Origin of the sequence: Haloferax sp. ATCC BAA-644, from assembly GCF_000336975.1 — an archaeon.
GTDB classification, from domain to species: Archaea; Halobacteriota; Halobacteria; order Halobacteriales; family Haloferacaceae; genus Haloferax; species Haloferax volcanii.
Window position 1 is genome coordinate 5,559 of the sequence record NZ_AOLF01000031.1, and the last position, 21,140, is coordinate 26,698.

General features: G+C 66.9%; 17 protein-coding genes and 1 tRNA gene (1 of these 18 only partly in view). 7 read left to right on the forward strand and 11 right to left on the reverse strand.

The annotated features are described in order from the left end of the window. A protein-coding gene (locus C458_RS13520) for a universal stress protein (protein WP_008576500.1) crosses the window boundary here: on the forward strand, positions 1 to 24 show its 3' end. 246 nt of this gene lie to the left of the window's left edge; the window shows 24 of its 270 coding nt (coding positions 247-270); its start codon lies off the left edge, out of view; the stop codon is at positions 22 to 24. A gap of 71 nt (positions 25 to 95) precedes the next feature. Here the strand turns inward: C458_RS13520 and C458_RS13525 are convergent, their stop codons facing one another. From C458_RS13525 to C458_RS13540, 4 genes are all read right to left on the reverse strand, one after another. Next, a complete protein-coding gene (locus C458_RS13525; protein ID WP_008576502.1) occupies positions 96 to 2,633 on the reverse strand; it encodes a DEAD/DEAH box helicase in 2,538 nt (845 codons plus the stop codon). 345 nt (positions 2,634 to 2,978) lie between these two features. Next, entirely contained in the window at positions 2,979 to 3,965 is a 987-nt protein-coding gene (locus C458_RS13530) for a Zn-ribbon containing protein (RefSeq protein ID WP_081603283.1), read from the reverse strand. A gap of 48 nt (positions 3,966 to 4,013) precedes the next feature. Continuing rightward, positions 4,014 to 4,406, reverse strand: a complete 393-nt coding sequence (locus C458_RS13535) for a DUF2073 domain-containing protein (protein WP_004044951.1) — start codon at positions 4,404 to 4,406, stop codon at positions 4,014 to 4,016. A gap of 6 nt (positions 4,407 to 4,412) precedes the next feature. Continuing rightward, a complete protein-coding gene (locus C458_RS13540; RefSeq protein WP_004044952.1) occupies positions 4,413 to 5,054 on the reverse strand; it encodes an Era-like GTP-binding protein in 642 nt (213 codons plus the stop codon). Between the two features lie 1,390 nt (positions 5,055 to 6,444). Here C458_RS13540 and C458_RS13545 point away from each other — a divergent pair. Further along, the gene (locus C458_RS13545) at positions 6,445 to 8,163 is read left to right on the forward strand and encodes a Cdc6/Cdc18 family protein (RefSeq protein WP_008576506.1); all 1,719 of its coding nucleotides are present in this window, start codon (positions 6,445 to 6,447) and stop codon (positions 8,161 to 8,163) included. A gap of 41 nt (positions 8,164 to 8,204) precedes the next feature. On the opposite strand, the gene C458_RS13550 is transcribed toward C458_RS13545, so the two are convergent. Then, positions 8,205 to 9,002, reverse strand: a complete 798-nt coding sequence (locus tag C458_RS13550) for a S26 family signal peptidase (protein WP_008576507.1) — start codon at positions 9,000 to 9,002, stop codon at positions 8,205 to 8,207. Positions 9,003 to 9,146: 144 nt separating this feature from the next. Between C458_RS13550 and C458_RS13555 the strand changes: the two genes are divergently transcribed. Then, entirely contained in the window at positions 9,147 to 10,748 is a 1,602-nt protein-coding gene (locus C458_RS13555) for a DNA-directed DNA polymerase II small subunit (RefSeq protein ID WP_008576508.1), read from the forward strand. Between the two features lie 108 nt (positions 10,749 to 10,856). Next, positions 10,857 to 11,984 carry an NADH:flavin oxidoreductase gene (locus tag C458_RS13560; RefSeq protein WP_008576509.1) on the forward strand — a complete coding sequence of 376 codons (1,128 nt, stop codon included), beginning with the start codon at positions 10,857 to 10,859 and terminating at the stop codon, positions 11,982 to 11,984. A gap of 123 nt (positions 11,985 to 12,107) precedes the next feature. On the opposite strand, the gene C458_RS13565 is transcribed toward C458_RS13560, so the two are convergent. Next, complete coding sequence (locus tag C458_RS13565; RefSeq protein ID WP_008576510.1) at positions 12,108 to 12,917, reverse strand: ZIP family metal transporter; 810 nt, start codon at positions 12,915 to 12,917, stop codon at positions 12,108 to 12,110. A 148-nt stretch (positions 12,918 to 13,065) separates the two neighbouring features. Then, the gene (locus C458_RS13570) at positions 13,066 to 13,494 is read right to left on the reverse strand and encodes a hypothetical protein (protein ID WP_004044961.1); all 429 of its coding nucleotides are present in this window, start codon (positions 13,492 to 13,494) and stop codon (positions 13,066 to 13,068) included. A gap of 187 nt (positions 13,495 to 13,681) precedes the next feature. Between C458_RS13570 and C458_RS13575 the strand changes: the two genes are divergently transcribed. Both C458_RS13575 and C458_RS13580 read left to right on the forward strand, forming a co-directional pair. Next, positions 13,682 to 14,860 carry an aspartate kinase gene (locus C458_RS13575; RefSeq protein ID WP_008576512.1) on the forward strand — a complete coding sequence of 393 codons (1,179 nt, stop codon included), beginning with the start codon at positions 13,682 to 13,684 and terminating at the stop codon, positions 14,858 to 14,860. Between the two features lie 236 nt (positions 14,861 to 15,096). After that, positions 15,097 to 16,443, forward strand: coding sequence for a tryptophanase (locus tag C458_RS13580; protein ID WP_008576513.1), 1,347 nt, complete (start codon positions 15,097 to 15,099; stop codon positions 16,441 to 16,443). A gap of 28 nt (positions 16,444 to 16,471) precedes the next feature. Here the strand turns inward: C458_RS13580 and C458_RS13585 are convergent, their stop codons facing one another. Continuing rightward, complete coding sequence (locus C458_RS13585; RefSeq protein ID WP_008576514.1) at positions 16,472 to 17,131, reverse strand: metallophosphoesterase; 660 nt, start codon at positions 17,129 to 17,131, stop codon at positions 16,472 to 16,474. A 47-nt stretch (positions 17,132 to 17,178) separates the two neighbouring features. Continuing rightward, positions 17,179 to 17,751 carry an IMP cyclohydrolase gene (locus C458_RS13590; RefSeq protein WP_008576515.1) on the reverse strand — a complete coding sequence of 191 codons (573 nt, stop codon included), beginning with the start codon at positions 17,749 to 17,751 and terminating at the stop codon, positions 17,179 to 17,181. A 132-nt stretch (positions 17,752 to 17,883) separates the two neighbouring features. Here C458_RS13590 and C458_RS13595 point away from each other — a divergent pair. Next, positions 17,884 to 17,956, forward strand: a tRNA-Gln gene (locus tag C458_RS13595). A gap of 161 nt (positions 17,957 to 18,117) precedes the next feature. On the opposite strand, the gene cgi121 is transcribed toward C458_RS13595, so the two are convergent. Continuing rightward, entirely contained in the window at positions 18,118 to 18,612 is a 495-nt protein-coding gene (gene cgi121, locus C458_RS13600) for a KEOPS complex subunit Cgi121 (protein WP_008576516.1), read from the reverse strand. Beyond that, entirely contained in the window at positions 18,609 to 21,068 is a 2,460-nt protein-coding gene (locus C458_RS13605) for an ATP-dependent DNA helicase (protein WP_008576517.1), read from the reverse strand. Before C458_RS13605 ends, cgi121 begins: the two co-directional genes overlap by 4 nt. Positions 21,069 to 21,140: the final 72 nt, after the last annotated feature.

The following is a 21,140-nucleotide window of genomic DNA, read 5'->3' on the forward strand; positions in this document are numbered from 1 at the left end:
CAGCCCGCTCAGAGATGTGTATAAGAGACAGGCTTCGGGCCGAGGCCGTCCCGGTGACTATCGTCCCCTGAGGCGTCGCGGGCGGCGACCGCTGCTCAGCGGTACTCCGAGCCGACGACCTCGCGGATTCGCTCGGCGGTGACTTGGCCGACGCCGCGGACCTCCTTGAGGTCGTCCTCGTTTGCGGTCATGACCGCCTCGACGCTCCCGAACGCTTCGAGCAGCGTCCGCGCCGTGACCGGGCCGATGTCCGCGATGGCGGAGACGACGTACTCCTGTTGCTCGTCGAGCGTCTTCGCGCTCTTGCCGCCGTGGACGCTCACGGTGCGCTCGCGGTCCGTCTGCTCGCGGGTGGCGATGGTCGCCAGCAGCTCCGCGGTGTCGTCTTCGTCCTCCGTGAACAGCACGCTCACGTTGAAGTCGACCGCGACCGACGACAGCGCCCCGCGAATCGCGCCGGGGTGGATGTTGCGCTCCTCGTAGAGCCCGCGCCCCTCGATGACGAGCAGCGGCCGGGCGTAGTGGCGCGTGAGGTCCGCTATCTGCTCGAATATCGACCGGTCGCCGCCCGTGAGCGTGTCGAGGAAGTCCGAGACGCTCTTTCGCTCGACCGCGACGCGGTCCGAGAGGACGTAGTCACCGACCGCGAGCGTCTCCAGTCGGGTCGTCAGGTCCTCGCGCTTCGAGAGGGAGCGGGCGATGTTGGAGTCGAGTTCGCGCTGGTCGACGACGATTTCGACGGTCTCCTCGTCGTCCGTTCCCGCCGCGGCGACGGTGGCCGGGTCGTCCGTCTCGGCGTCGCTGTCGTTTCCACTGTCGCCCTCGTCGCCCTCGTCCGCCCGCGCCAACTCCTCGTCCGAGGGGCCGAAGTCGGCGAGGCCGGACTGCCCGTCCGAGTCGGTCGTCGCGGCTGCCGCGGTCTCTCCGTTCGTGGCGGTCGATTCCGCGTCCGACGCCCCGTTTGCATCGTCACCGGCCGCGGCGTCAACCCCCTCGTTTCCGGTGGAACTCCCCGCGCTACCGGCGGAACTGCCGTCGTCGCCCGCGAACGCCGAGAGGTCGCGCTGGGAGGGGTCGAGTTCGGCTTCGAGGTCGTCGGCCGCGCCCTTGAGGTCCCGAAGCTCGTTTTGCATCGTCTTCTCGCGGCGGCGCGATATCCAGAAATACGCCTCGTCGCGGGTGTCCTCGGCGAGGAGGACGACCACGCGACCGTCGGCCTGCCGGCCGGTCCGCCCCTTCCGCTGGATGGACCGGATAGCGGTCGGCACGGGTTCGAAAAAGAGCACGAGGTCGACCTCGGGCACGTCGAGGCCCTCCTCCGCGACGGAGGTCGATACGAGTACCTCGAACTCGCCGTTTCGGAACTTGTCGAGGGTCTCCTGCTGTTCGTTCTGGGTCATCCCGTCGGAGCCTTCGCGGTCGCCCTGCCCGACGAACCGCCGGACCGAGAAGCTCTCCGAGAGGAACTCCGTCAGCGCCTCGGCCGTGTCGCGCGACTCGGTGAAGACGATGACGCGCTCGCCGTTCTGGATGCCGAGCGTCTCCGCGAGGAGGATGCGCGTCTTCCTGAACTTCGGGTGGAGGCCGTCGAACGACTCGGCTTTCCGCATCGCCTCGCGGACTTTCGGCTCGGCGACGAGTCGCTGGCTCGCCTTCGAGGCGCCCGACGACCGGGCGGCGTTGCGCTGGCGCTCGAAGTACCGCCGGACCGACTCCACCGACTGGGTCTCGACGAGTTCGACCGCCCGGCGGAGCTTCATCACCTCCGCGTGCGTCGACATCCCCTTGTAGCCCTCCGACTTGTCGGCGTTCATCAGCCGCTGGAGCTCCGCGCGCATCCGGTTGAGCTTCTTCTGGGAGATATCGGGCTTCGTCGATTTGGTGACGCCCAACTGCTTGAGCTTCTCCAGGCGGTCGGTGATGACCTCGTTGAGGGCGTCGCGTATCTCCAGAATCTCGTCGGGGAGTTGGATGCGGTTCCACTCCACGTCCGTGTCGTGGGTGTACTCCGACACGTCGGCGTCCTCCTCGGTCATCACCTCCACGTCGACGATGCCGAGGTTCTCACAGACTTCGAGGATGGCCTCTTCGTCGCCGCCGGGCGAGGCGCTCATCCCCGTGACGAGCGGGTCTTCGGCGTCGGCGTGGTAGCGCTCTGCGATGTAGACGTAGGCGTAGTCGCCGCTCGCGCGGTGGCACTCGTCGAAGGTGAGGTGCGTCACGTCCCGAAGCGAGATGCGGTTGCCGATGAGGTCGTTTTCGATGACCTGCGGCGTGGCGATGACGATTTGGGCCTCCTGCCAGAGTTCGGCCCGGTCGTCGGGCCGAACGTCGCCGGTGAAGACGACGATTTCGTCGTCCGGGACGGTCAGCGCCTCGCGGTAGAAATCGGCGTGCTGCTGGACCAGCGGCTTCGTGGGCGCGAGAAACAGCGACGTTCCGCCCACGTCGTGGAGGCGCTGGGCGGTGACGAGCAGGCTGACGGTCGTCTTCCCGAGACCGGTGGGGAGACAGACCAGCGTGTGGCCGTCGCGCGCGGTCCCGGCGAGGCGAATCTGATAGAGCCGCCGCTCGATGAACGACGGCGCGAGTAGCGGGTGGTCCACGTACGCAACGTCCTCGGAGGCCGACATCGGTGACGATTGCTCGCCCTTGCCGATAAGGGTTCGCAGAGCGGGGTGAAAGTAAAGCGTCCGCCGGGCCTCGCCGCGGCGGTCGTTACCCCGTGCTGTCAGCGGTATCGAGGTCGGGGTCGTCTGGTCGCGCGGTCGGGAGCGACGCTCCGAGGAGCGACGCCCACTCAGCGACCTTTTCGTTGTGCGGATTGGACATAGCGCTTCCCCAAGGAGATATACTCTCAACTATCGTATATAACGGTTGTGCCGATTCGACGGATGGACTCGTGCGTACGAGACCGGACGGTCGGCGTTCCACCGGAAACGACGGGATGAAAAGTCGGGCGGGCGCGGAAAGCGCGTTCAGTCCTCGCGGTTGCCGGGGCCCCACGTGTCCGGAACTTCGATGACGTACCGGCCGTCCTCGCGGAGCGAGATGATGTACTCGCTTCGGTCGTACAGCTCCATGAGGTTGAGTTCGTACTGCCCGGGGTTGACGATTTTGATGCTCTCGAACTGGTCGTTGAGCTCCTCGCGAAGCTGGTCCAGGTCGGGCCGCTCGTCGGACGAAGGCTCGATGACCGTGCCGTCCGCGTCCGTGGGCGCGTCGGCGGGCTGACCGGCCGCCCCCTCGGAGGCGGGCGGCGCTTCCGACGGCGTCTCAGCCCCCGAACCGCGTCGGTTCGCGTCGGCGGCGGCGAGTTCCTCCGGCGTGACGACATCGCTCCGAGCGCTCTTCTGGGAGTTGTCCTCGTCCGTCTCGCGCGCGTTGATTGTACCGGGGTCGCGGTCCGGCGGCGAAGCCGAGTCCGCCGAGCTACTGGGTCGCTCCGTCGCGGGCTCACCTCGGGATTTGTTCCGCGACGCTGGGGGCTCCTGCGGGTCTGCTCCCGGAGACTCGCCGGGCGCGGACGGCCACTCGCCCCAACCACGAGGTTTGTCTTCGGGTTCGCCACCCCCGTCGGCCGCGTCGCTCGACCCGGCCGCACCGGTCGACGACGGTTCGCTTCGGGTCGAACCGGCGGTGTCACCGGTCTCGGATCGCTGTGGGGCGTTCGCGTCCGCATTCGCGTTCGCCCAGTCGCTGACGGTCATCGACTCCTCGTCGGTCGAGTCGGGATGGGACTGCTGCTGGGCGCGGTCTCGGACGGCGTCGGCCGCCGAGGAGCTCAGGTCCCGCGTTCCGGCGCCGCCCGTCGACGGCGTGTCGTCGCTTGCGCTCGCGGGAGCGCTCCCGCTCGACGCGGGCTTGAACTGAAACTTGTTGCCGCCGCAGCTCGGGCACCCCGAGAGCATCTCCTTCGAGCCGTCGGGGAACACCTTACCGCACGTGGTGCATTGATGTGGCATTGGTGGATGTTGGCGCCGGATGGCGCGTGAGGGCGTTCGTGGGGCCCCCTACTTTCGCGAGACGAGCGCGCTGATGAGATTCTCGTCCTTGTGAAGCGTCTGAATCTGGTTCGCAGGACCGATGACCGTGAGCTTCTGGGTCGACTGTCGGCCCATGAGCCGGTCGAGGAAGCTCTGGTCTGCGGTCTGCGAACGCGGATACGTCTCGATTTCGATACCGTTGAACTCGTCGGGGCTTATCTCGGCCATCGTGACTTCGATAAGCTTCGACTCCTCGTCGGGCGAGAGGCCTTCCTCCAGGATGACGATGTTTCCGTCACGGACGCCGTCGAGGATGAGTCGAATCTTCTCCATGCTGGTGAGGTTTGCCATCCGATTCCCGCTGAAGAGGTCTATCTGGACCCCGTCGGAGCCGTTGTCGGAGGCTGTTGCTTCAGGCATGGTGAATCACGCGAAGTACTTCGCGATTTTGGCGTACACTTCGTCCATGTTCTCCCCTTCGAGCGCTGACAACTCGACTGTTTCGTGCTGTGGGTACGCGTTCGCGATGCGCTCGACGTTCGAGTCTTCGAGGTCGATTTTGTTCGCGAAGATGAGCACGGGCAGGTCCTGGCTCTCGATGATACCGATGAGCATCGTGTTGACCTGCGATATCGGGTCCTTCGTGCTGTCGAGCACGTAGATGACGCCGTCGACGTCCTCGCGGAGCCAGTGCATGGCCTCGGCGACGCCCTCGGTCGCCTCGCGGGACCGGCGAACGGCGTCGTCTTTCTCCATGTCGTGTTCGAGGAACTCCTTGTAATCGACCTTCGTCGTAACCCCCGGGGTGTCGACGATGTCGATAGTGACTTTCTTGCCGTTCCGCTCGATTTCGACGTTCTCTTTCCGCCTGGCGCGGCGAGTCTCGTGAGGGATGTGGCTCTCGGGACCGACGGCGTCACCGGTCCAATCACGGGCGATACGATTTGCGAGAGTCGTCTTCCCGGCGTTGGGCGGGCCATATATACCGATCCGCTTCGGCTCGCTCTCCGAAAAGAGCCGGTCGACGACTCGTGAGATGCTGTCTCTTAAATCTGTGAGCAGTCCCATCCTGGGCCTCCCGCACCTCCCGAACGCGTCGTGGAGGGCGTATGGAGGTATCACCCAACCGGACTCACTTAAGCACTACGTCAGACACCAGTCACGTGGTCGACAAAACGACAGAAAAGAACGTCGGTGACGGCGGTCAGTCCGAGTGGACGAACTCGAACGACGAAATCGACAGGCCGTCGTTCGGTCGGGACGTACCGAGCGACCGAAAGGCGGCCGCTCGGCGGCGGTACCGCATTCGTTTAGTTGTTACTTTGGGCGTACACGTGCGTAACTGGAACGGGCACCGGGCAGTGACCTTCGGAGTACCGCAGCGTCTCTCGAACACGACGAGCGTTCTGAAGCCGCCGCGCCGACCTCCCCGCAGTCTGTCCTCGCCGCAGTAGTCGTAGTTCTGATCGGGTGACACGTACTGCGGGACGTGAACGACTCGCAAGGCAACACCCCCACCCCTTCGTTTCAGGTGGAACGGGCCGAAGGGGGGGGTGGGGGGAGACCGCTAGACGGCGATCGGATGTTAATTGAATAGAGGGGGCAAGTAATAATATCTGTTTTCTCTCTACTACGGGTATGGTATGCAGATATCTGTAATAAAACCACCGCTATACAAAAACTTCCGAGACCCCCTCCCCTCCTGTTCACGGCTCCACCCGAAACGAAGGGGTGTGGGGGAACCGAGACGCAGGGGTTTCCCGTCGAACTGGAGAACGACGGTTAATTCCAGAAGAAATCGAGGCGTTACACAAGCTTGACACTCGCTCTACTACTCGAATTCGTCCAAATCGTTATTCGGCCATCTCCACACGAAACGAAGGGGTTGCTCCCATCGAGTTTTCCTGTCGGGGACACATCGCACGTCGAGTTCCACTCCAACGACGCCCGTTGGTCGGTCACCGCCACCGCCCAGTTACTGTCGGTACTCGGTCTCCGACACCCATCCGGCTACCCACCACCGCTCAGTCACGCTGCCGCGCAGTTGCCGGCGCAACTCGTTACCCACCACTCGGCCGACTCGACTTTCGGTCTCGGCCTGTTTCGTCTCGACTCGACCCGAGCCGACCCGAGCCGACCCTCCGACGCGACTCGATTCGTCTGCTCGCCGTCTGGTTCGTCTCCCAGCGACCGCCGGTACCGACGACATCGCCGGGGGAGCGATACTGATACGTGCGGGTTCTCGTGTTGAAACGGTCCCGTCTGGCCGAGTTCCGGTCGAACGGCGGCGGACGGGTCGGAGAAGTAAGATTTTTGTACCGACTGTTCGTTTGGTTCCTTTGCATCATCTGGAATCGCCTTCTTCGGCGTGATGCGTAAATGCCGACTATCACCGGCTTCACGCACCCTATACGCCGCCGCGGGCGACTATTCCACTTGAAACAAAGGGGTATTCACGATGGACGAGGAAGAGAATCCGCGAGGCGGCGCACGAGGGGAAGCCGGGAACAGCACGCCGGACGACGGCGGCGCGGACGCCGACGCCGATGCTGGCACCGACACCGACGCCGATGCTGGCACCGACACCGACGACATACCCAGTAACGACGCGTCCGGCGGTGACGGTTCCGCCGACAGTTCCGCCGTCGAGGACGACGTGTCGCCCGAAGACATCGACATTCAGGCGAGCATCGGTCCCGACGCCGACGCGCCCGACGCGTCCGACGAGGACCTCGACCAGCACAAAGACCCCGACGTCGGCCTCGACAAAGTCGTTCTCAACGACGACGAGGGGTCGAAAGGGCTGTTCGACGACCTTCTCGCCGGCGAGCCGATTTTCGAGAACAAGGAAGTCCTCCGCCCGTCGTACACGCCACACGAACTCCCGCACCGGACCGACCAGATAAACCAGATGGCGACGATTCTCGTCTCCGCCCTGCGCGGAGAGACGCCGTCGAACATCCTCATCTACGGGAAGACGGGGACCGGGAAGACCGCGAGCGCGAAGTTCGTCAGCCAGGAGCTCGAATCCACCTCCCAGAAGTACGACGTGCCCTGCGAGGTCGAGTACATCAACTGCGAGGTGACGGACACGCAGTACCGCGTGCTCGCCCAGCTCGCGAACAAGTTCATCGAGAAGAACGTCGAGCGCATCGAGGCCGAACAGGAGCGCCTCGACGAGATGCGCACGCGGGCGACCGAAGACCCCAACGCCCTCGAAGAGACGCCCTACGACTCCATCGCCGACATCGACGAGCGCGCGGCGGAACTCGACGACGACGCCGACGAGATGGAGACGGTGCCGATGACCGGGTGGCCGACCGACCGCGTCTACACGACGTTTTTCGACGCGGTCGACTACAAGGAGCGCGTGGTCGTCATCATGCTCGACGAAATCGACAAACTGGTCGAGAAGTCGGGCGACGACACGCTCTACAACCTCTCGCGGATGAACTCCGAACTCGACAACTCCCGCATCTCCATCATGGGCATCTCGAACGACCTGAAGTTCACCGACTTCCTCGACCCCCGGGTCAAGTCGAGCCTCGGCGAGGAGGAAATCGTCTTCCCGCCGTACGACGCGAACCAACTCCGCGACATCCTCCAGCACCGCGCCGACGTGGCGTTCAAGCCCGGCGCGCTCACCGACGACGTGATTCCGCTGTGCGCCGCGTTCGCCGCGCAGGAACACGGCGACGCCCGGCGCGCGCTCGACCTGCTCCGCACGGCCGGCGAACTCGCGGAGCGCGGGCAGGCCGACACCGTCGAGGAGGCCCACGTCCGACAGGCGCAGGACAAAATCGAACTCGACCGGGTGGTCGAGGTCGTCCGCACCCTGCCCACGCAGTCGAAAATCGTCCTCTTCGCCATCATCCTCCTGGAGAAAAACGGCGTCCGCAACATCAACACCGGCGAGGTGTTCAACATCTACAAGCGCCTCTGCGAGGAGATCGACGCCGACGTGCTGACCCAGCGCCGCGTCACCGACCTCATCTCGGAACTCGACATGCTCGGCATCGTCAACGCCGTCGTCGTCTCGAAGGGTCGCTACGGCCGGACCAAGGAAATCAGCCTGTCCGTCCCCATCGACGAGACCGAGGCCGTCCTGCTGACGGACTCCCGACTCGGCGACATCGAGAGCGCACAGCCGTTCGTGCAGGCGCGGTTCGACAACTGAAGAACGAACGAAGAACGTCCGACGCTTTTAGTGCACTCGCGTCACGCCGCGAGCGCGGCGGTCCGCATCGGTGTGTTCCCCGCTTCGACCCGAAGCGGTGCCGTCGTCGCCGCCGCGTCGCTTCCCGGCGCGTCGCCTCCCGCCGCGTTTGCCGTCGACGCGTCGGGAACCGCCGTTTCCATCGTCGGCACGTCGACGAACTCGACAGGGGCGGGCGCGACCGGCGTCGTCGTCGCCATCGAGTTGGCGAGCGTCAGCCGAACCCACCCGAGAAGCGGGATACGGATTCGCGCGACGCCTTGGACCCACTCGGGGCGGACCGGGTCGGCGATGCCGCTTACTTGGTCGTACCGGGGGTTGTTGTCGCCTTTCGTGATGAAGCCGCTGTACTCGGCGGGGCAGTTGGCGAGTTCTCGGCAGTTGTCGGCCGACATGTACTCGGGGTTCGCCCGGTCGTACCAGTTCTCTCCGTCGTCGACCCAGAACATCGCCCGGTGGATAATCGGGGGACCTGCCGACCCGGGGTCGTCGTAGACGATGACGCTCCCGGGGCCGCCGAACTTCCGGTAGTCGACCTCCGCGCCCGTCTCGGCCGTGACGACGGCGGTCCCCTCGACCGCCGAGTCGGGGGCGTATCGCTCCGGCCCCGTGATGAACACGAGGTCGCCTTTGTGCATGTGCGGTTCCATGCTCCCGCTTTCGACGGCGACCATCGGCGGCCACACGCCGCTCAGCGCGAACAGGAGCAACCCGACGGCCAACACGGCGAGCGCGCTCGTCAGGAGTTCGCGGACGAACAGAAGCGGCCCCTCCTCTGCCGTCCGAAGCCGAGTTAGCACGCCTTCGTCGGAGGTTGGACCGCGCCGCGAGTCGGGGGAGGGCGGGCGGCCATCGTCGTCACTCATCACTCCCAGTTTACCCGGACTGGGTTTCAACGTTCTGGGTTTCGGCATCCTTTTTGCCGCGTGTCGCGCACTCCGGGTGTGCCACTGGAGACGCCGGCGCGCATCGTCCGGACGCTCGTCGGTCGCGGCTACAACGCCGAACGCGAGGCCGTGACCCTCATCGCCGGCTCCGACGACCCCGGCCGAACCCTCGCCCGCGTCGTCGAAGCCGCCCCGGACGACGCGCTTCGCATCACCGCCGACCACGTCCGCGAGGTGCTCGCGTCCGCCCCCGCCGCGGACCCGTCGGGAACCGAACCGACGCCCCCGGCCGCTGCGGACGCTGCGAACGCCGCGGATGCCGACCCAGCCGCCTCCGCCGCATCAGACCCCTCCGTTTCCGCTGCAACATCGCACGACAACGCGGCCCACACCGACCAGTCTGTTCCAGCCGAAGCGCAGGGGACATCGGGCGGTCGGAACGTCGACCCGGCGCTTCGGTCCCTCGAAATCGCCAACGACATGACCGGCCAGTCGACGGGGACCGGCGAGTACGACGACTTCGTGAAGGTGTTCCGCGACCGCTACGAGAAGCTCTCGAAGCTGCTCCGCGGGCGCGTCAACCACCGCCCCGCGAAGGCCATCTCGAACATGTCCGGCGGCGAGGACGCCGAACTCATCGGCCTCGTCGACGACGTGCGCTCCACCAAGAGCGGTCACTGGATTATCGACCTCGAGGACACGACGGGGACGTTCCCCTGTCTCGTGATGAAGGACAAGGACATCGCGGGCTACGTCGACGAACTCCTCATGGACGAGTGCATCGCGGTCCAGGGGACGCTGTCGGGCGACGCGGGCATCCTCTTCGTCGACTCGATGCATTTCCCCGACGTGCCGCGGAGCCACCGCCCCAACACCGCCGACAGGGACGTGCAGGCGGCGCTCATCTCCGACGTGCACGTCGGCAGTCAGGAGTTCATGGCCGACGCGTGGAACCGCTTTGCCGACTGGCTCCACACCGAGGAGGCAGCGCGCATCGAGTATCTCCTCATCGCCGGCGACATGGTCGAAGGCGTCGGCGTCTACCCGAATCAGGACGAAGAACTCGACGTCATCGACATCTACGAGCAGTACGAGGCGTTCTCCGAACACCTCAAATCGGTGCCCGGCGACCTCGAAATCGTGATGATTCCGGGCAACCACGACGCGGTCCGACTCGCGGAGCCCCAACCCGGCTTCGACGACGAACTCCGCGACATCATGTCGGCTCACGACGCCCGCATCACGAGCAACCCTTCGATGGTCACGCTCGAAGGCGTCAACGTGCTCATGTACCACGGCGTCTCGCTCGACGAGGTCATCGCCGAGCTGCCGGCCGACAAGGCGAGCTACGACGAGCCGCACAAGGCGATGTACCAGCTCCTGAAGAAGCGCCACGTCGCGCCGCAGTTCGGGGGGCACACCCGCCTCGCGCCCGAGGAACTCGACTACCTCGTCATGGAGGACGTGCCCGACATCTTCCACACCGGCCACGTCCACAAACTCGGCTGGGGCAAGTACCACAACGTCCTCGCGGTCAACTCCGGCTGCTGGCAGGCCCAGACCGACTTCCAGAAATCGGTCAACATCGACCCCGACGCCGGCTACGCGCCCATCGTCGACCTCGACACGCTGAACATGACGGTCCGGAAGTTCTCCTGAGGCGGCCGTTCGTCTCAGACTCGAATGTGCCCTGTTAGCACGCCGGATGTGCGACGGTCGGGACCATTCCGCCGTCGCTTTTTATCCGCGACGCGCACAGCATCGGTGATGACTGACGACGCGCTGTTCGATGCGACGAGCCTGAACGACCTGTCGCTCGCCAACCGAGTCGGGCTGGCACCGATGACGCGCATCAGCGCCACCGACGAGGGCTTGGCGACCAACGAGATGGCCCACTACTACCGGAAGTTCGCCGACGGCGGCTTCGGCTTTCTCGTCACCGAGGGCGTCTACACGGACGACGCGTACAGTCAGGGCTATCTGAACCAGCCGGGACTCGTCACCGACGACCACGTCGAGGCGTGGACGACCGTCACGGACGCCGTCCACGAGGTCGACACGCCGATTTTCGCGCAGTTGATGCACGCCGGGGCGCAGTCGCAGGGCAACCCCCACCTTGACGGCGACCGGACGCTCGCGCCCTCCGCGGTCCAGCCCGACGGCCAGAAGGCCGAGGCCTACGGCGGAAGCGGCGAGTTCGCGGTCCCGAAGGCGGCCGACGAGACCGACCTCGAAACCGCCCGCGAGGGGTTCGTGCGGGCGGCGACGAACGCGGTCGAAGCCGGCTTCGACGGCGTGGAACTCCACGGCGCGAACGGCTACCTGCTCAACGAGTTCCTCGCGGCGGACGCGAACCGACGCGACGACGAGTACGGCGGCGGTCCGGAGTCCCGCGTGAAATTCCCCGCCGAGGTGCTTTCGGCGGTCACCGACGCGGTCCCCGAGGAGTTCGTCGTCGGCATCCGCGTCTCGCAGGAAAAAGTGACCGACGGCGACTACGAGTGGCCCGAGGGCGAGGACGCGGCCGCGGTCTTCTTCGAGGAGCTGTCGGCGGCCGGAGCCGACTACGTTCACACGACCGAGACCGACGCGACGACTCCGACTTTCGGCGCGGACGGCCCGTCGCTCGCGGAGGCCGCCGCCGAGTACGTCACCGACGACACGGTCGTCATCGCCAACGGCGGGCTCGGCGACCCGGACGCGGCGCATGCCGCCGTCGACGCCGGCGCGGACCTCTTTACGCTGGGAACGAGCGCGCTCGCCAACCCGGACTGGCCGGCGCGCGCGGCCGCCGGCGACGACCTCGACGCGTTCGACCCGGCGACGTACCTCGCGCCGACCGCGGGGCTCTCGGACCACGAGGTCCCGTCCGAGCCGCCGCTCGCGGACGACTGACGCGCACGCGCCGGCGACTTTCTACCGGCAACTCGACGACTGAACCCCTTCGCTTCCACTCGAACTCCCGTTTTTGCAGGTTCCCGGAGCGCCCTGTTTTCGGGCATTGCGCCGTCAACTCCGCTACCCGAGCGTCACGTCGAGGTAGAGCATCACGACGACGCCGACCATCGTCCCGAACGTCGCCACGCGCTCGTGGCCGTTCGAGTGCGTCTCGGGGACGATTTCGTCGGAGATGACGAACAGCATCGCGCCGGCGGCGAAGCCCATCGCGTAGGGGAGCAGCGCCGCGGCGTACTGGATGGCCCACGCGCCGAAGACGGCGAGCGGAATCTCCACGAGGCCGGCGCGGATGCCCGCGAACGTCGCGTAGGTCGTGTTCCGAAGCCCGGCGTTGACGGCGGCGATGGAGACCGCCAGCCCCTCGGGGATGTTCTGGATGCCGATGGCGAGCATCAGCGGGATGGCGGTCCCGAGGTCGCCGGAGCCGAAGCCGACCCCGACGGCGAGACCCTCGGGCATGTTGTGGATGGTGATGGCGACGATAAACAGGATGACTGAGGCCATTTTTTTGTCCGTCTCCGGGGCGTCCGCTCGGGTCTTGCCGGTCACGAGGATGTGGACGTGCGGAATCCACAGGTCGGCTTGGTCGAGGACGACGACGCCGACGACGAAGCCGACGAGGACGGGAATCGGGCTCCCGCCCGCCGCCTCGATGCCGGGGAGGATGAGGCTCGTGAAGCTCGCGGCGAGCATGACGCCGGCGGCGAAGCCGAGGAGCGTGTCGAGCGAGCGCTTCGAGGGGTCGCGCCAGACGAGAATGAGAAGCGCGCCGAGCATGTTCATCCCGGCGATGACGATGCCGCCGAGGAGGCCCTGCATCACCGGGCTCGACCCGGCGAGCGAGACGAACAGCTCTTCGACCGCCGTCACGGCCGTCTCACTTCCGGTCGTCGGTACCCGCGTCGTTCGGTCATGGGCCACCTGACGGGCGGGAGGTATGTATTCCCTCCGTCGGTTCTCGTCGCCCGCGACGCCGCCGGGGGCGGCGGGGAACGACGAAGACGAGTCGGCTCGTTCGCTATCCCGTCTCGTCGAGGACGTACCGAAGCGTCGGGGACCCCTCGAACCGCGGGCCGTGGCCGACGCGGTCGAAGCCGACGTGCTCGACCGCCTCGCACAGCGGGGCCTCGGATTCGAGGACGAGCACCTCGACCGGCAGGTCTTCGGCGCTGGCGAATCGAAGCGGCTCTTCGAGCAGTCGCCGCACTGCCGCCTCGGTGCCGCCGAGTCGGGTGACGTGGAGGACGCCGTCGCGGACGTCGAAGCCGACGAAGCCGAGCACCGGTTCGTCGTCGGCCGGCGCGTCGGCGTGGGGGTCCGAACTCGTCTCGGCGGTGGCGAGGCGGACCGTCCGGTCGCGTATCAGCCGCCGCATCGCCCGTATCGGCGCGTCGGCGACGGCGGCGAGCGCCTCGGCGTCGGTGTCAACGGCGTCTCTGACATCCATGCCCGAACCTTCCGCGGCTTCGGTGATAAATCTCCGCCCGCGAGGCGGCGGTACGGGCCGTCTCAGCGCCGGATTCGCGGGTGACGGCAACGGTTGAATCGGAGGACATAGTTATACGTCCCCCCGCGTTAGCCCCTCGCATGTTTACCAACGGAGCCCCGAAGCGACGCGACGCACCGGAGGAACGATGCGCGTAGTCGCGAAGTTCGGCGGCACCTCGCTCGGTAGCGGCGACCGAATCAACCGCGCCGCCGACTCCATCGCCGCGGCCGTCGAACACGGCCACGAAATCGCCGTCGTCGCCTCCGCGATGGGCTCGACGACCGACGACCTGCTCGACGAAATCAAGTTCGAGGCCGACGACCGCGACCGCGCCGAAATCGTCTCGATGGGCGAGCGGACCAGCGTGCGGATGCTCAAGGCGGCGCTGGCCGCCCGCGGCGTCAACGCCCTGTTCGTCGAACCCGGCACCGACGAGTGGCCGGTTATCACGAACGACCTCGGCGAGGTCGACGTCGAGGCGACCAGAGAGCGGGCCGCGAAGCTCGCCGCCGAACTCGACGGCGTCGTCCCGGTCATCACCGGCTTCCTCGCGCAGAACCACGACGGCGAAATCACGACGCTCGGCCGCGGCGGCTCCGACACCTCCGCCGTGATGCTCGGCAACTACATGGACGCCGACGAGGTCGTTATCGTGACCGACGTGGAGGGCGTCATGACCGGCGACCCGCGCGTCGTCGAAGGCGCGCGCAACGTCGGCCGCATCACCGTCGACGAGCTTCGGAACCTCTCGTTCCGCGGGGCCGAGGTCGTCGCGCCGTCCGCGCTCTCGTACAAGGACGCGGCGCTGGACGTTCGGGTCGTCCACTACCAGCACGGCGACCTGCTCACCGGCGGGACGCTCATCGAAGGCGAGTTCCACAACCTCATCGACATGCAGGAAGAGCCCCTCGCGTGTCTCACCGTCGCCGGGCGGGCGATTCGCAACCGACCGGGCATCCTCGCGGACCTCTCGACCGCACTCCGAGAAGAGGATATCAACGTCGATTCGGTCGCCTCCGGGATGGACTCCATCACGTTCTACGTCCTCGAAGACGACTCCGACCGGGCCGAGGCCGTCCTCCACGACCGCGTCGTCGCCGACGACGCGCTGTCGTCGGTCACCGTCGAAGACGACATCGCCGTCGTCCGCGTCACCGGCGGCGAACTCCCGAACCGCCCCGGCGTCATCCTCGACATCGTCGAGCCGCTGTCCGAGGCCGGCATCAACATCCACGACGCCATCACCTCCGCGACCTCCGTCGCCATCTTCGTGGCGTGGGACGACCGCGAGGAGACGCTCGGCATCATCCAAAACGAGTTCTGAGCCGGCCCCGCCCCGCAATTCGGTTCGAACTATTTTCGCGCGCTCGCGTCCCACCAGCGACGCCCACCGTCCGGGAGTACGCGACGGCCGCCGAGGTCGGTTCGTGGCGGTTCGTGGCGACGGCCGACCAGCCGACGACACCGATGTACAGTCCCGTCCACGAGCGCCGAAAATCGGGCGTCGTCCCTCGATTTTCCGCCTGCCGATTACTTCACATTCGCGGGCCTATTGCGGGCATGAAATCGTACAAGGCGAAGATGGTCGAGCCCATCGAACTCCCCTCGCGCGAGGAGCGCGAGGCCGCCCTCGAACGCGCCGGCTACAACGCGTTCAACCTCGACGCTCGCGACGTGTACATCGACCTCTTGACCGATTCGGGGACGGGAACGATGTCCGCAGAGCAGTGGGCGGCGATGATTCGCGGCGACGAGGCCTACGCCGGCAGCGAGTCGTTCGCCCGGCTCGCGGAGTCGGTCCGCGACGTGATGGGCTTCGAGCACGTCGTGCCGACCCATCAGGGCCGCGGCGCGGAGAACGTCCTCTACGGCGTCCTCTTGGAGGACGGCGACGTGGTGCCGAACAACTCCCATTTCGACACGACCCGCGCCCACGTCGTCAATCAGGGTGCGGAGCCGGTCGACTGCCCGTCGCCCGCCGCCCGCGACCCCAACTCGACGGAGACGTTCAAGGGCAACTTCGACATCGACGCGGGCTACGCGCTCGTCGAGGAGGTCGGAGCCGACGCGATTCCCGTCGTCGCCCTCACCATCACGAACAACTCCGTCGCCGGCCAGCCGGTCTCGATGGCGAACATCCGCGCCACCGCCGAGTTCGCCCGCGACATCGACGCCATGTTCGTCATCGACGCCTGTCGGTTCGCGGAGAACGCCCACTTCATCAAGACCCACGAGGCGGGCTACGAGAACCACTCGGTCGCGGAAATCGCCCGCGCGCAGTTCGAACACGCCGACGCCATCACCATGTCCGGGAAGAAGGACGCCCTCGTCAACATCGGCGGCTTCGCCGCGATGCGCGACGAGACGGTGTTCGAACACGCGAAACAGCGCGCCATCCTCTACGAGGGCTTTCCCACCTACGGCGGCCTCTCGGGCCGCGACATCGAGGCGATGGCCGTCGGCCTCCGCGAGGCCGTCACGCCGCCGTACGTGACCGACCGCGTCGAGCAGGTGGCCGAACTGGGCGACCTGCTGGTCGAGGCCGGCGTCCCCGTCTACCGGCCGACCGGCGGGCACGCGGTCTATCTCGATGCCGGCGAGGTGTTCCCGCACATCCCGAAAGAGGAGTTCCCCGGACAGGAACTCGTCTGCGCGCTCTACCTCGAAGGCGGCGTTCGCGGCGTCGAACTCGGCGGCTTCGCGTTCCCCGGCACCGACCGGCCGGACCTCGTGCGCCTCGCGCTCCCGCGGCGCACATACAGCCGCGAACACCTCGAACACGTCGCTGAGACGGCCGCGAAGGTGATGGACTCCGCCGGCGACTACGGCGGTCTCGAAATCGTCGCGGAGCCGCCGATGAAGGAGCTTCGGCATTTCTCGGCGCGGCTCGAACCGGTGTCGAACTGACGGCTTCAGGACAGCCCCTCGCGTTTCCCTATTTTCCCTCGTACAGCCGACTCGCCAGTCGCTCCGGCAGGCCGGCCTCGCGCACGCGCTCCGCGACGCGGTCGATGTCGTAGTTGACGCGTTCCGCCTCGATTTCCATCGCGTCGAGGTCGACGACCGCGTAGGCCGCCCGCGGGTCGCCGTCGCGGGGCTGGCCGACGCTACCGGGGTTCAGCACGATTCCGTCGTCGTAGATTCGGTGGCCCTGGACGTGAGTGTGACCCAACACCAGCAGGTCCTCGTCGTCGAGGAGCGACGGCGAGAAGTCGTCGGGATAGGTGTAGCGGTCGGGGTGGTTCGGATGGCCGTGGGCGAGTTTGACCCGCCCGTCGGCGAGGGTTCGGGTCTTCGGAAGCCCGGAGAGCCACTCCATCGACGCCGGCGACAGCGCGTCGCGGGCGTAGTCGACGCCCGCGGCCGCCATGCTGTTGAAGCGGAAGCCGGTCCCCGACGTGACCGCGCGGTCGTGGTTCCCCGAGACGGTCGGCACGTCCCGTTCTGCGAGTTCGGACACGCACTCCTCGGGCCACGGGTTGTAGCCGACCACGTCGCCGGCGCAGACCAGTCGGTCGACCGAGGGCATCGATTCGAGCACCGCTTCGAGTGCCGGGAGGTTCCCGTGCACGTCCGAGATGACGCCCAGACGCATGGCTCCGTGTACGAGAGCGCGGCTGAAAAACCTCGGGCCGAGCCGAACTACTCGCCGTTGTAGAAGGCGGTCTCGACCGCGTCGCCGACGGTCGCGGCGGCGGCGCAGACGGCGTGTTCGAACTCGTGGTCGTACAGTTCGCGGGCCGCGTCGGCGGCGGTCTCCGCGTCGAGGTCGAACGCGCGGGGGTCGTCTTCCTCGTAGGTCGCCACGAGCGTCGGTTCGGTGACGGCTTCGACGACGAGGGCGTCCTTGCGGACGATGCCGATGAAGGCCTCGTCGTCGCCGACGACGCCGGCGATGCGGGGCGTGTCGTAGTCGTCTTTCTCGTAGTCGAGCGCGAGCAGAATCTCCGCGAGCGCGTCTCGCGGCGGATAGCCGAGGTCGAGTTTCTCCGCGACGGGGTCGACCTGTGAGCCGTTGCCGACGACGACGTAGTCGCCGCCCTCGCGGACGCAGTTGTAGGCGATGTAGGGGTTGTCGGTCTCGGGGGCGTCGGGCGTCGGTCCGACGGTCAGGGCGTCGTCCCGGTCGACGACCTGTCGGTTCGGGAAGGACCGAGAGGAGACGCGATACGCACCGATTCCGGGGCCAACGACGACGAAACGTCCGACGTACATACACGACAGTGGATAGAATAGGTGCAAATAGTTGGCGGTTTATGCACGTCTGTCCGTCGCCGTGCGACGAAATCCCACGGCGGAACCGACACGCAACGTTTACAAATACCCGCGAAGTACGAACTGATGCGAAGTCCCATGGGGTAGTGGCCAATCCTGTTGCCTTCTGGGGGCAACGACCCAGGTTCGAATCCTGGTGGGACTATTTCTCCGACTCTCACGCGCTTCGAGGCTACGCTGTCCCCCGTTCTCCAGTTGAAACGAAGGGGTGGAATTCGAAAACCCAAGGGGTTCGTTTCGAGTGGAATTTTTGAGTACGGATTCGCGGGACCTCCGAATACGGCCGATACGGGCCGCGAAAAACGCTTAGCGGTCGACCGCGAGCAGCGCCACTCGCTCTCTGACCAGCGCGGGGAGGTCGCCGTCGACGACGCGCAACTCCGTCTCGCCCACGTCGAACACGTCGCGGACGAGGCTCTCGTCGTAATCACCGAGGGTCTCTGCGGGTTCGAGGTCGAGGCGGTCGAACAGCGCGGCCTCGGCGGCGGCCTCGTCGCCGCCGTCGACGAGAAGCACGACCGGGAGCGTTCCTTCCGAGACGCCGATTTCGAACGCGCGGTTAATCTGCCGGCGGCCGCTGGCGTAGAGGAGGATTTCGACGGCGCGGTCGCGGGCGATTTCGTTGCCGCGGGCGATGGCTCGGTCGGCGAGTTCGACCGCTCGTTCGAGGTGCTCGCGGTCCACGACGTACCGGGCGTCGAACGCCTGCACCGTCGCGCCCGTCTCGTCGGCCACGTCGCCGACGGCCGCGATGAACGAATCGAGGTCCGAGACGGTCGCCTCGGCTTCGAGGAGCCTCATTCGAAATCACCCAGACTGGCCTGCTGGTCGGCGCGCTCTTTGGCCGTCTCGAAGCCGGCGTCGTCGGGGACGGCGTCGTCCGGCGCGTCGTCTTCGTCCACCTCGTCCATCGAGGGGTCCTTTCTTCCTGCGGCTTCGAGGATGTTTTGGGCCGTCTTCCGGCGACCCCGGAGGGCGGCGAGGACGCGCGACTTGTCGGCCTCGCGGAGGTCGGCCCGACTCTCGACGCCGGCTTCGAACAGCCGTCGGGCGCGCTTTCGGCCGACGCCGCGGACGCCGGCGAGGTCGAGCAGTTCCTCGCGGACGCCGTACTCGACGCGCTTTTTCGCCTCGCGGACCGCGTACACCGAATCGAGGTCGAGCTCGGAGGCGAGTCGCTCGGCCGCGCCCAGGAGCCACTCGGCCGTCTCGACCTTCCCGCGAATGTCGCCGGGCCCGACGCCGTAGCGCTCGGTGATGCGGTCCTCGTCGACCTCGCCGGCCCAGTCTTCGAGGAGTTTCGCGGTCTTCAGCGCCGACAGCCAGTCTTCGAACGCCACGTCCTCGTACTCCGAGGGCACGCGCCCGAGGAACTCCGGTTCGCGCTCGTAGCACAGTTCCGTGTAGGTCTCGCGGTCGCCGGACTTCAGGTAGAGCTGATACATATCGGGCGTCCGGCAGACGAGGTGATAGAGGCCGAGCGGCGTCGGATACGTCCGGTCCGTCTCGAACTCGTCGGCGTCGTCGCTGTCGTCGTCCGCACCGCCTCCACCGCCGCCGTCGTCAGCGACCATCTCGCTTGCCCGCTGGAAGCCGCCGGATTCGTCGGATTCGCACCGGTCTCGCGTCGGTTTCTCCGTCTCACCCGCGAGCGCCCGGAGCTTCTCGGTCCGGTGGTTCGCGCCCCATTCGAGGCCGTCGATGATTTCGGCGGCGCTCATCGGGTCGAGGTAGAGCCGCGAGACGGTGTGGCCGACGGGCGTCGCCCGTATCGTCTCGCCGTCGAACTCGACGAACCCGTTTACTTCGAGGTAGTCGAGCACGCGGTCGGTCACCTGTCCGAGTTGCTCGGGGTCGTCGGTCTGGGTCGCATACAGCGTCTGGTCGAGGAATTCGAGCAGCCCCTCGCGGGTGTGGGCGAAGCCGGAGGCGACAGTGGCGAGCAGGTGCGTCCGAAGCGCGGGTTCGGCCGCGAGCTTCGACCGCACGTCCTCGGCGTCGGCCCAGATGTACCGCTCGAACAGTTCGTCGCGGGCGTCGGCGTCCTTCGCCAACAGCACCGCCTCGCCGTAGGGGTCGAGGCCGGGCCGACCGGCGCGACCCATCATCTGGTGGACTTCGAGCACGTCGAGCGGTTTCATCCCGCCGTAGTCGCCGTCGTAGCGCTGCCAGTCGCGGACGACGACGCGGCGGCTCGGGGTGTTGACGCCGGCGGCGAGCGTCGGCGTCGCGCAGATACATTTGATGAGTCTGTCGCGGAAGGCGTCTTCCACGAGCGTTCGGTGTTCCGCGGCGAGTCCCGCGTGGTGGAACGCCGCGCCTTTGGCGACCGCGTTGGCGAGGTCCTCGGAGGTCTCGGTGTCGGACACGTCGCGTATCTCGGCGGCGAGCTCCGCGAGGTCGCTGCGCTCGTCGCCGGTGATGTACCGCTCCGTCACGTCGGCCATGCGGCGGGCCGCGGACTCCGCGTTGCGTCGCGAGTTCACGAAGACCAGCGAGGAGCCTTGGTCGCCGTCGTCGTCGCCCTCCAACGCGTCGGCGACGAGCGCGGGCGTCTGTCGTTCCCCGCGGCCGACCGGCACCTCGCGTTGGCTCCCGTCGGCGAAGGAGACGGCGTTGCCGTAGTGGACGCCCATCTTGAGGTCGATTGGTCGCCAGTCGGACTTGACGAGCTTCGCGTCGAGCCAGTCGGCGACGACGCCCGCGTTGCCGACGGTCGCCGAGAGTGCGACGATTTGCAGGTTCGTGTTGAGTCGGCGGAGCTTCGCCAGCGTGACCTCCAGCGTCGGCCCGCGGTGGCGGTCGTCGACGAGGTGGACTTCGTCGGCGACGACGCAGGTGAGTTGGTCCATCCACGCCGCGTTGTTCCGGACGAGCGAGTCGACCTTCTCGCTCGTGGCGACGATGATGTCGCGCGAGGAGAGCCACTCGCCGTCGGACTCGTAGTTGCCGGTCGAGACGCCCACGTCGATGCCGTACTCCTCCCAGCGCTCGAACTCGGCTTTCTTCTCGGAGGCGAGCGCCCGGAGCGGGACGATGTACAGCGCCTTCCCGCCGCGCGCGACGCTCGACAGCATCGCCAGTTCAGCGATGAGCGTCTTCCCGCTCGCGGTCGGGACGGCGGCCACGAGGCTCTCGCCGTCCGTCAGGCCGGCCTCGACGGCCTCGGCCTGCGGCGGATACAGCTCCTCGATGCCCTCGTCGCGGAGGGCCTCGGGAATCCCCGTCGGCAGGCCCGTCAGGTCCGCAGTTCGCATTGCATCCCCCTTGGACCGTCCCCCGGTTTAAGCCATCGGGTCGGTTCGGGCGCGGGCGCGCCGGTCCCGCGT

Excerpts from the sequence above, each read along its gene's own strand:
- C458_RS13575 (WP_008576512.1), top strand. The coding sequence starts at position 13,682 with ATGCGCGTAGTCGCGAAGTTCGGCGGCACCTCGCTCGGTAGCGGCGAC.
- C458_RS13540 (WP_004044952.1), bottom strand. The coding sequence starts at position 5,054 with ATGGGACTGCTCACAGATTTAAGAGACAGCATCTCACGAGTCGTCGAC.
- cgi121 (WP_008576516.1), bottom strand. The coding sequence starts at position 18,612 with ATGAGGCTCCTCGAAGCCGAGGCGACCGTCTCGGACCTCGATTCGTTC.
- C458_RS13535 (WP_004044951.1), bottom strand. The coding sequence starts at position 4,406 with ATGCCTGAAGCAACAGCCTCCGACAACGGCTCCGACGGGGTCCAGATA.
- C458_RS13585 (WP_008576514.1), bottom strand. The coding sequence starts at position 17,131 with ATGCGTCTGGGCGTCATCTCGGACGTGCACGGGAACCTCCCGGCACTC.
- C458_RS13545 (WP_008576506.1), top strand. The coding sequence starts at position 6,445 with ATGGACGAGGAAGAGAATCCGCGAGGCGGCGCACGAGGGGAAGCCGGG.
- C458_RS13560 (WP_008576509.1), top strand. The coding sequence starts at position 10,857 with ATGACTGACGACGCGCTGTTCGATGCGACGAGCCTGAACGACCTGTCG.
- C458_RS13590 (WP_008576515.1), bottom strand. The coding sequence starts at position 17,751 with ATGTACGTCGGACGTTTCGTCGTCGTTGGCCCCGGAATCGGTGCGTAT.
- C458_RS13605 (WP_008576517.1), bottom strand. The coding sequence starts at position 21,068 with ATGCGAACTGCGGACCTGACGGGCCTGCCGACGGGGATTCCCGAGGCC.
- C458_RS13525 (WP_008576502.1), bottom strand. The coding sequence starts at position 2,633 with ATGTCGGCCTCCGAGGACGTTGCGTACGTGGACCACCCGCTACTCGCG.
- C458_RS13570 (WP_004044961.1), bottom strand. The coding sequence starts at position 13,494 with ATGGATGTCAGAGACGCCGTTGACACCGACGCCGAGGCGCTCGCCGCC.
- C458_RS13530 (WP_081603283.1), bottom strand. The coding sequence starts at position 3,965 with ATGCCACATCAATGCACCACGTGCGGTAAGGTGTTCCCCGACGGCTCG.
- C458_RS13580 (WP_008576513.1), top strand. The coding sequence starts at position 15,097 with ATGAAATCGTACAAGGCGAAGATGGTCGAGCCCATCGAACTCCCCTCG.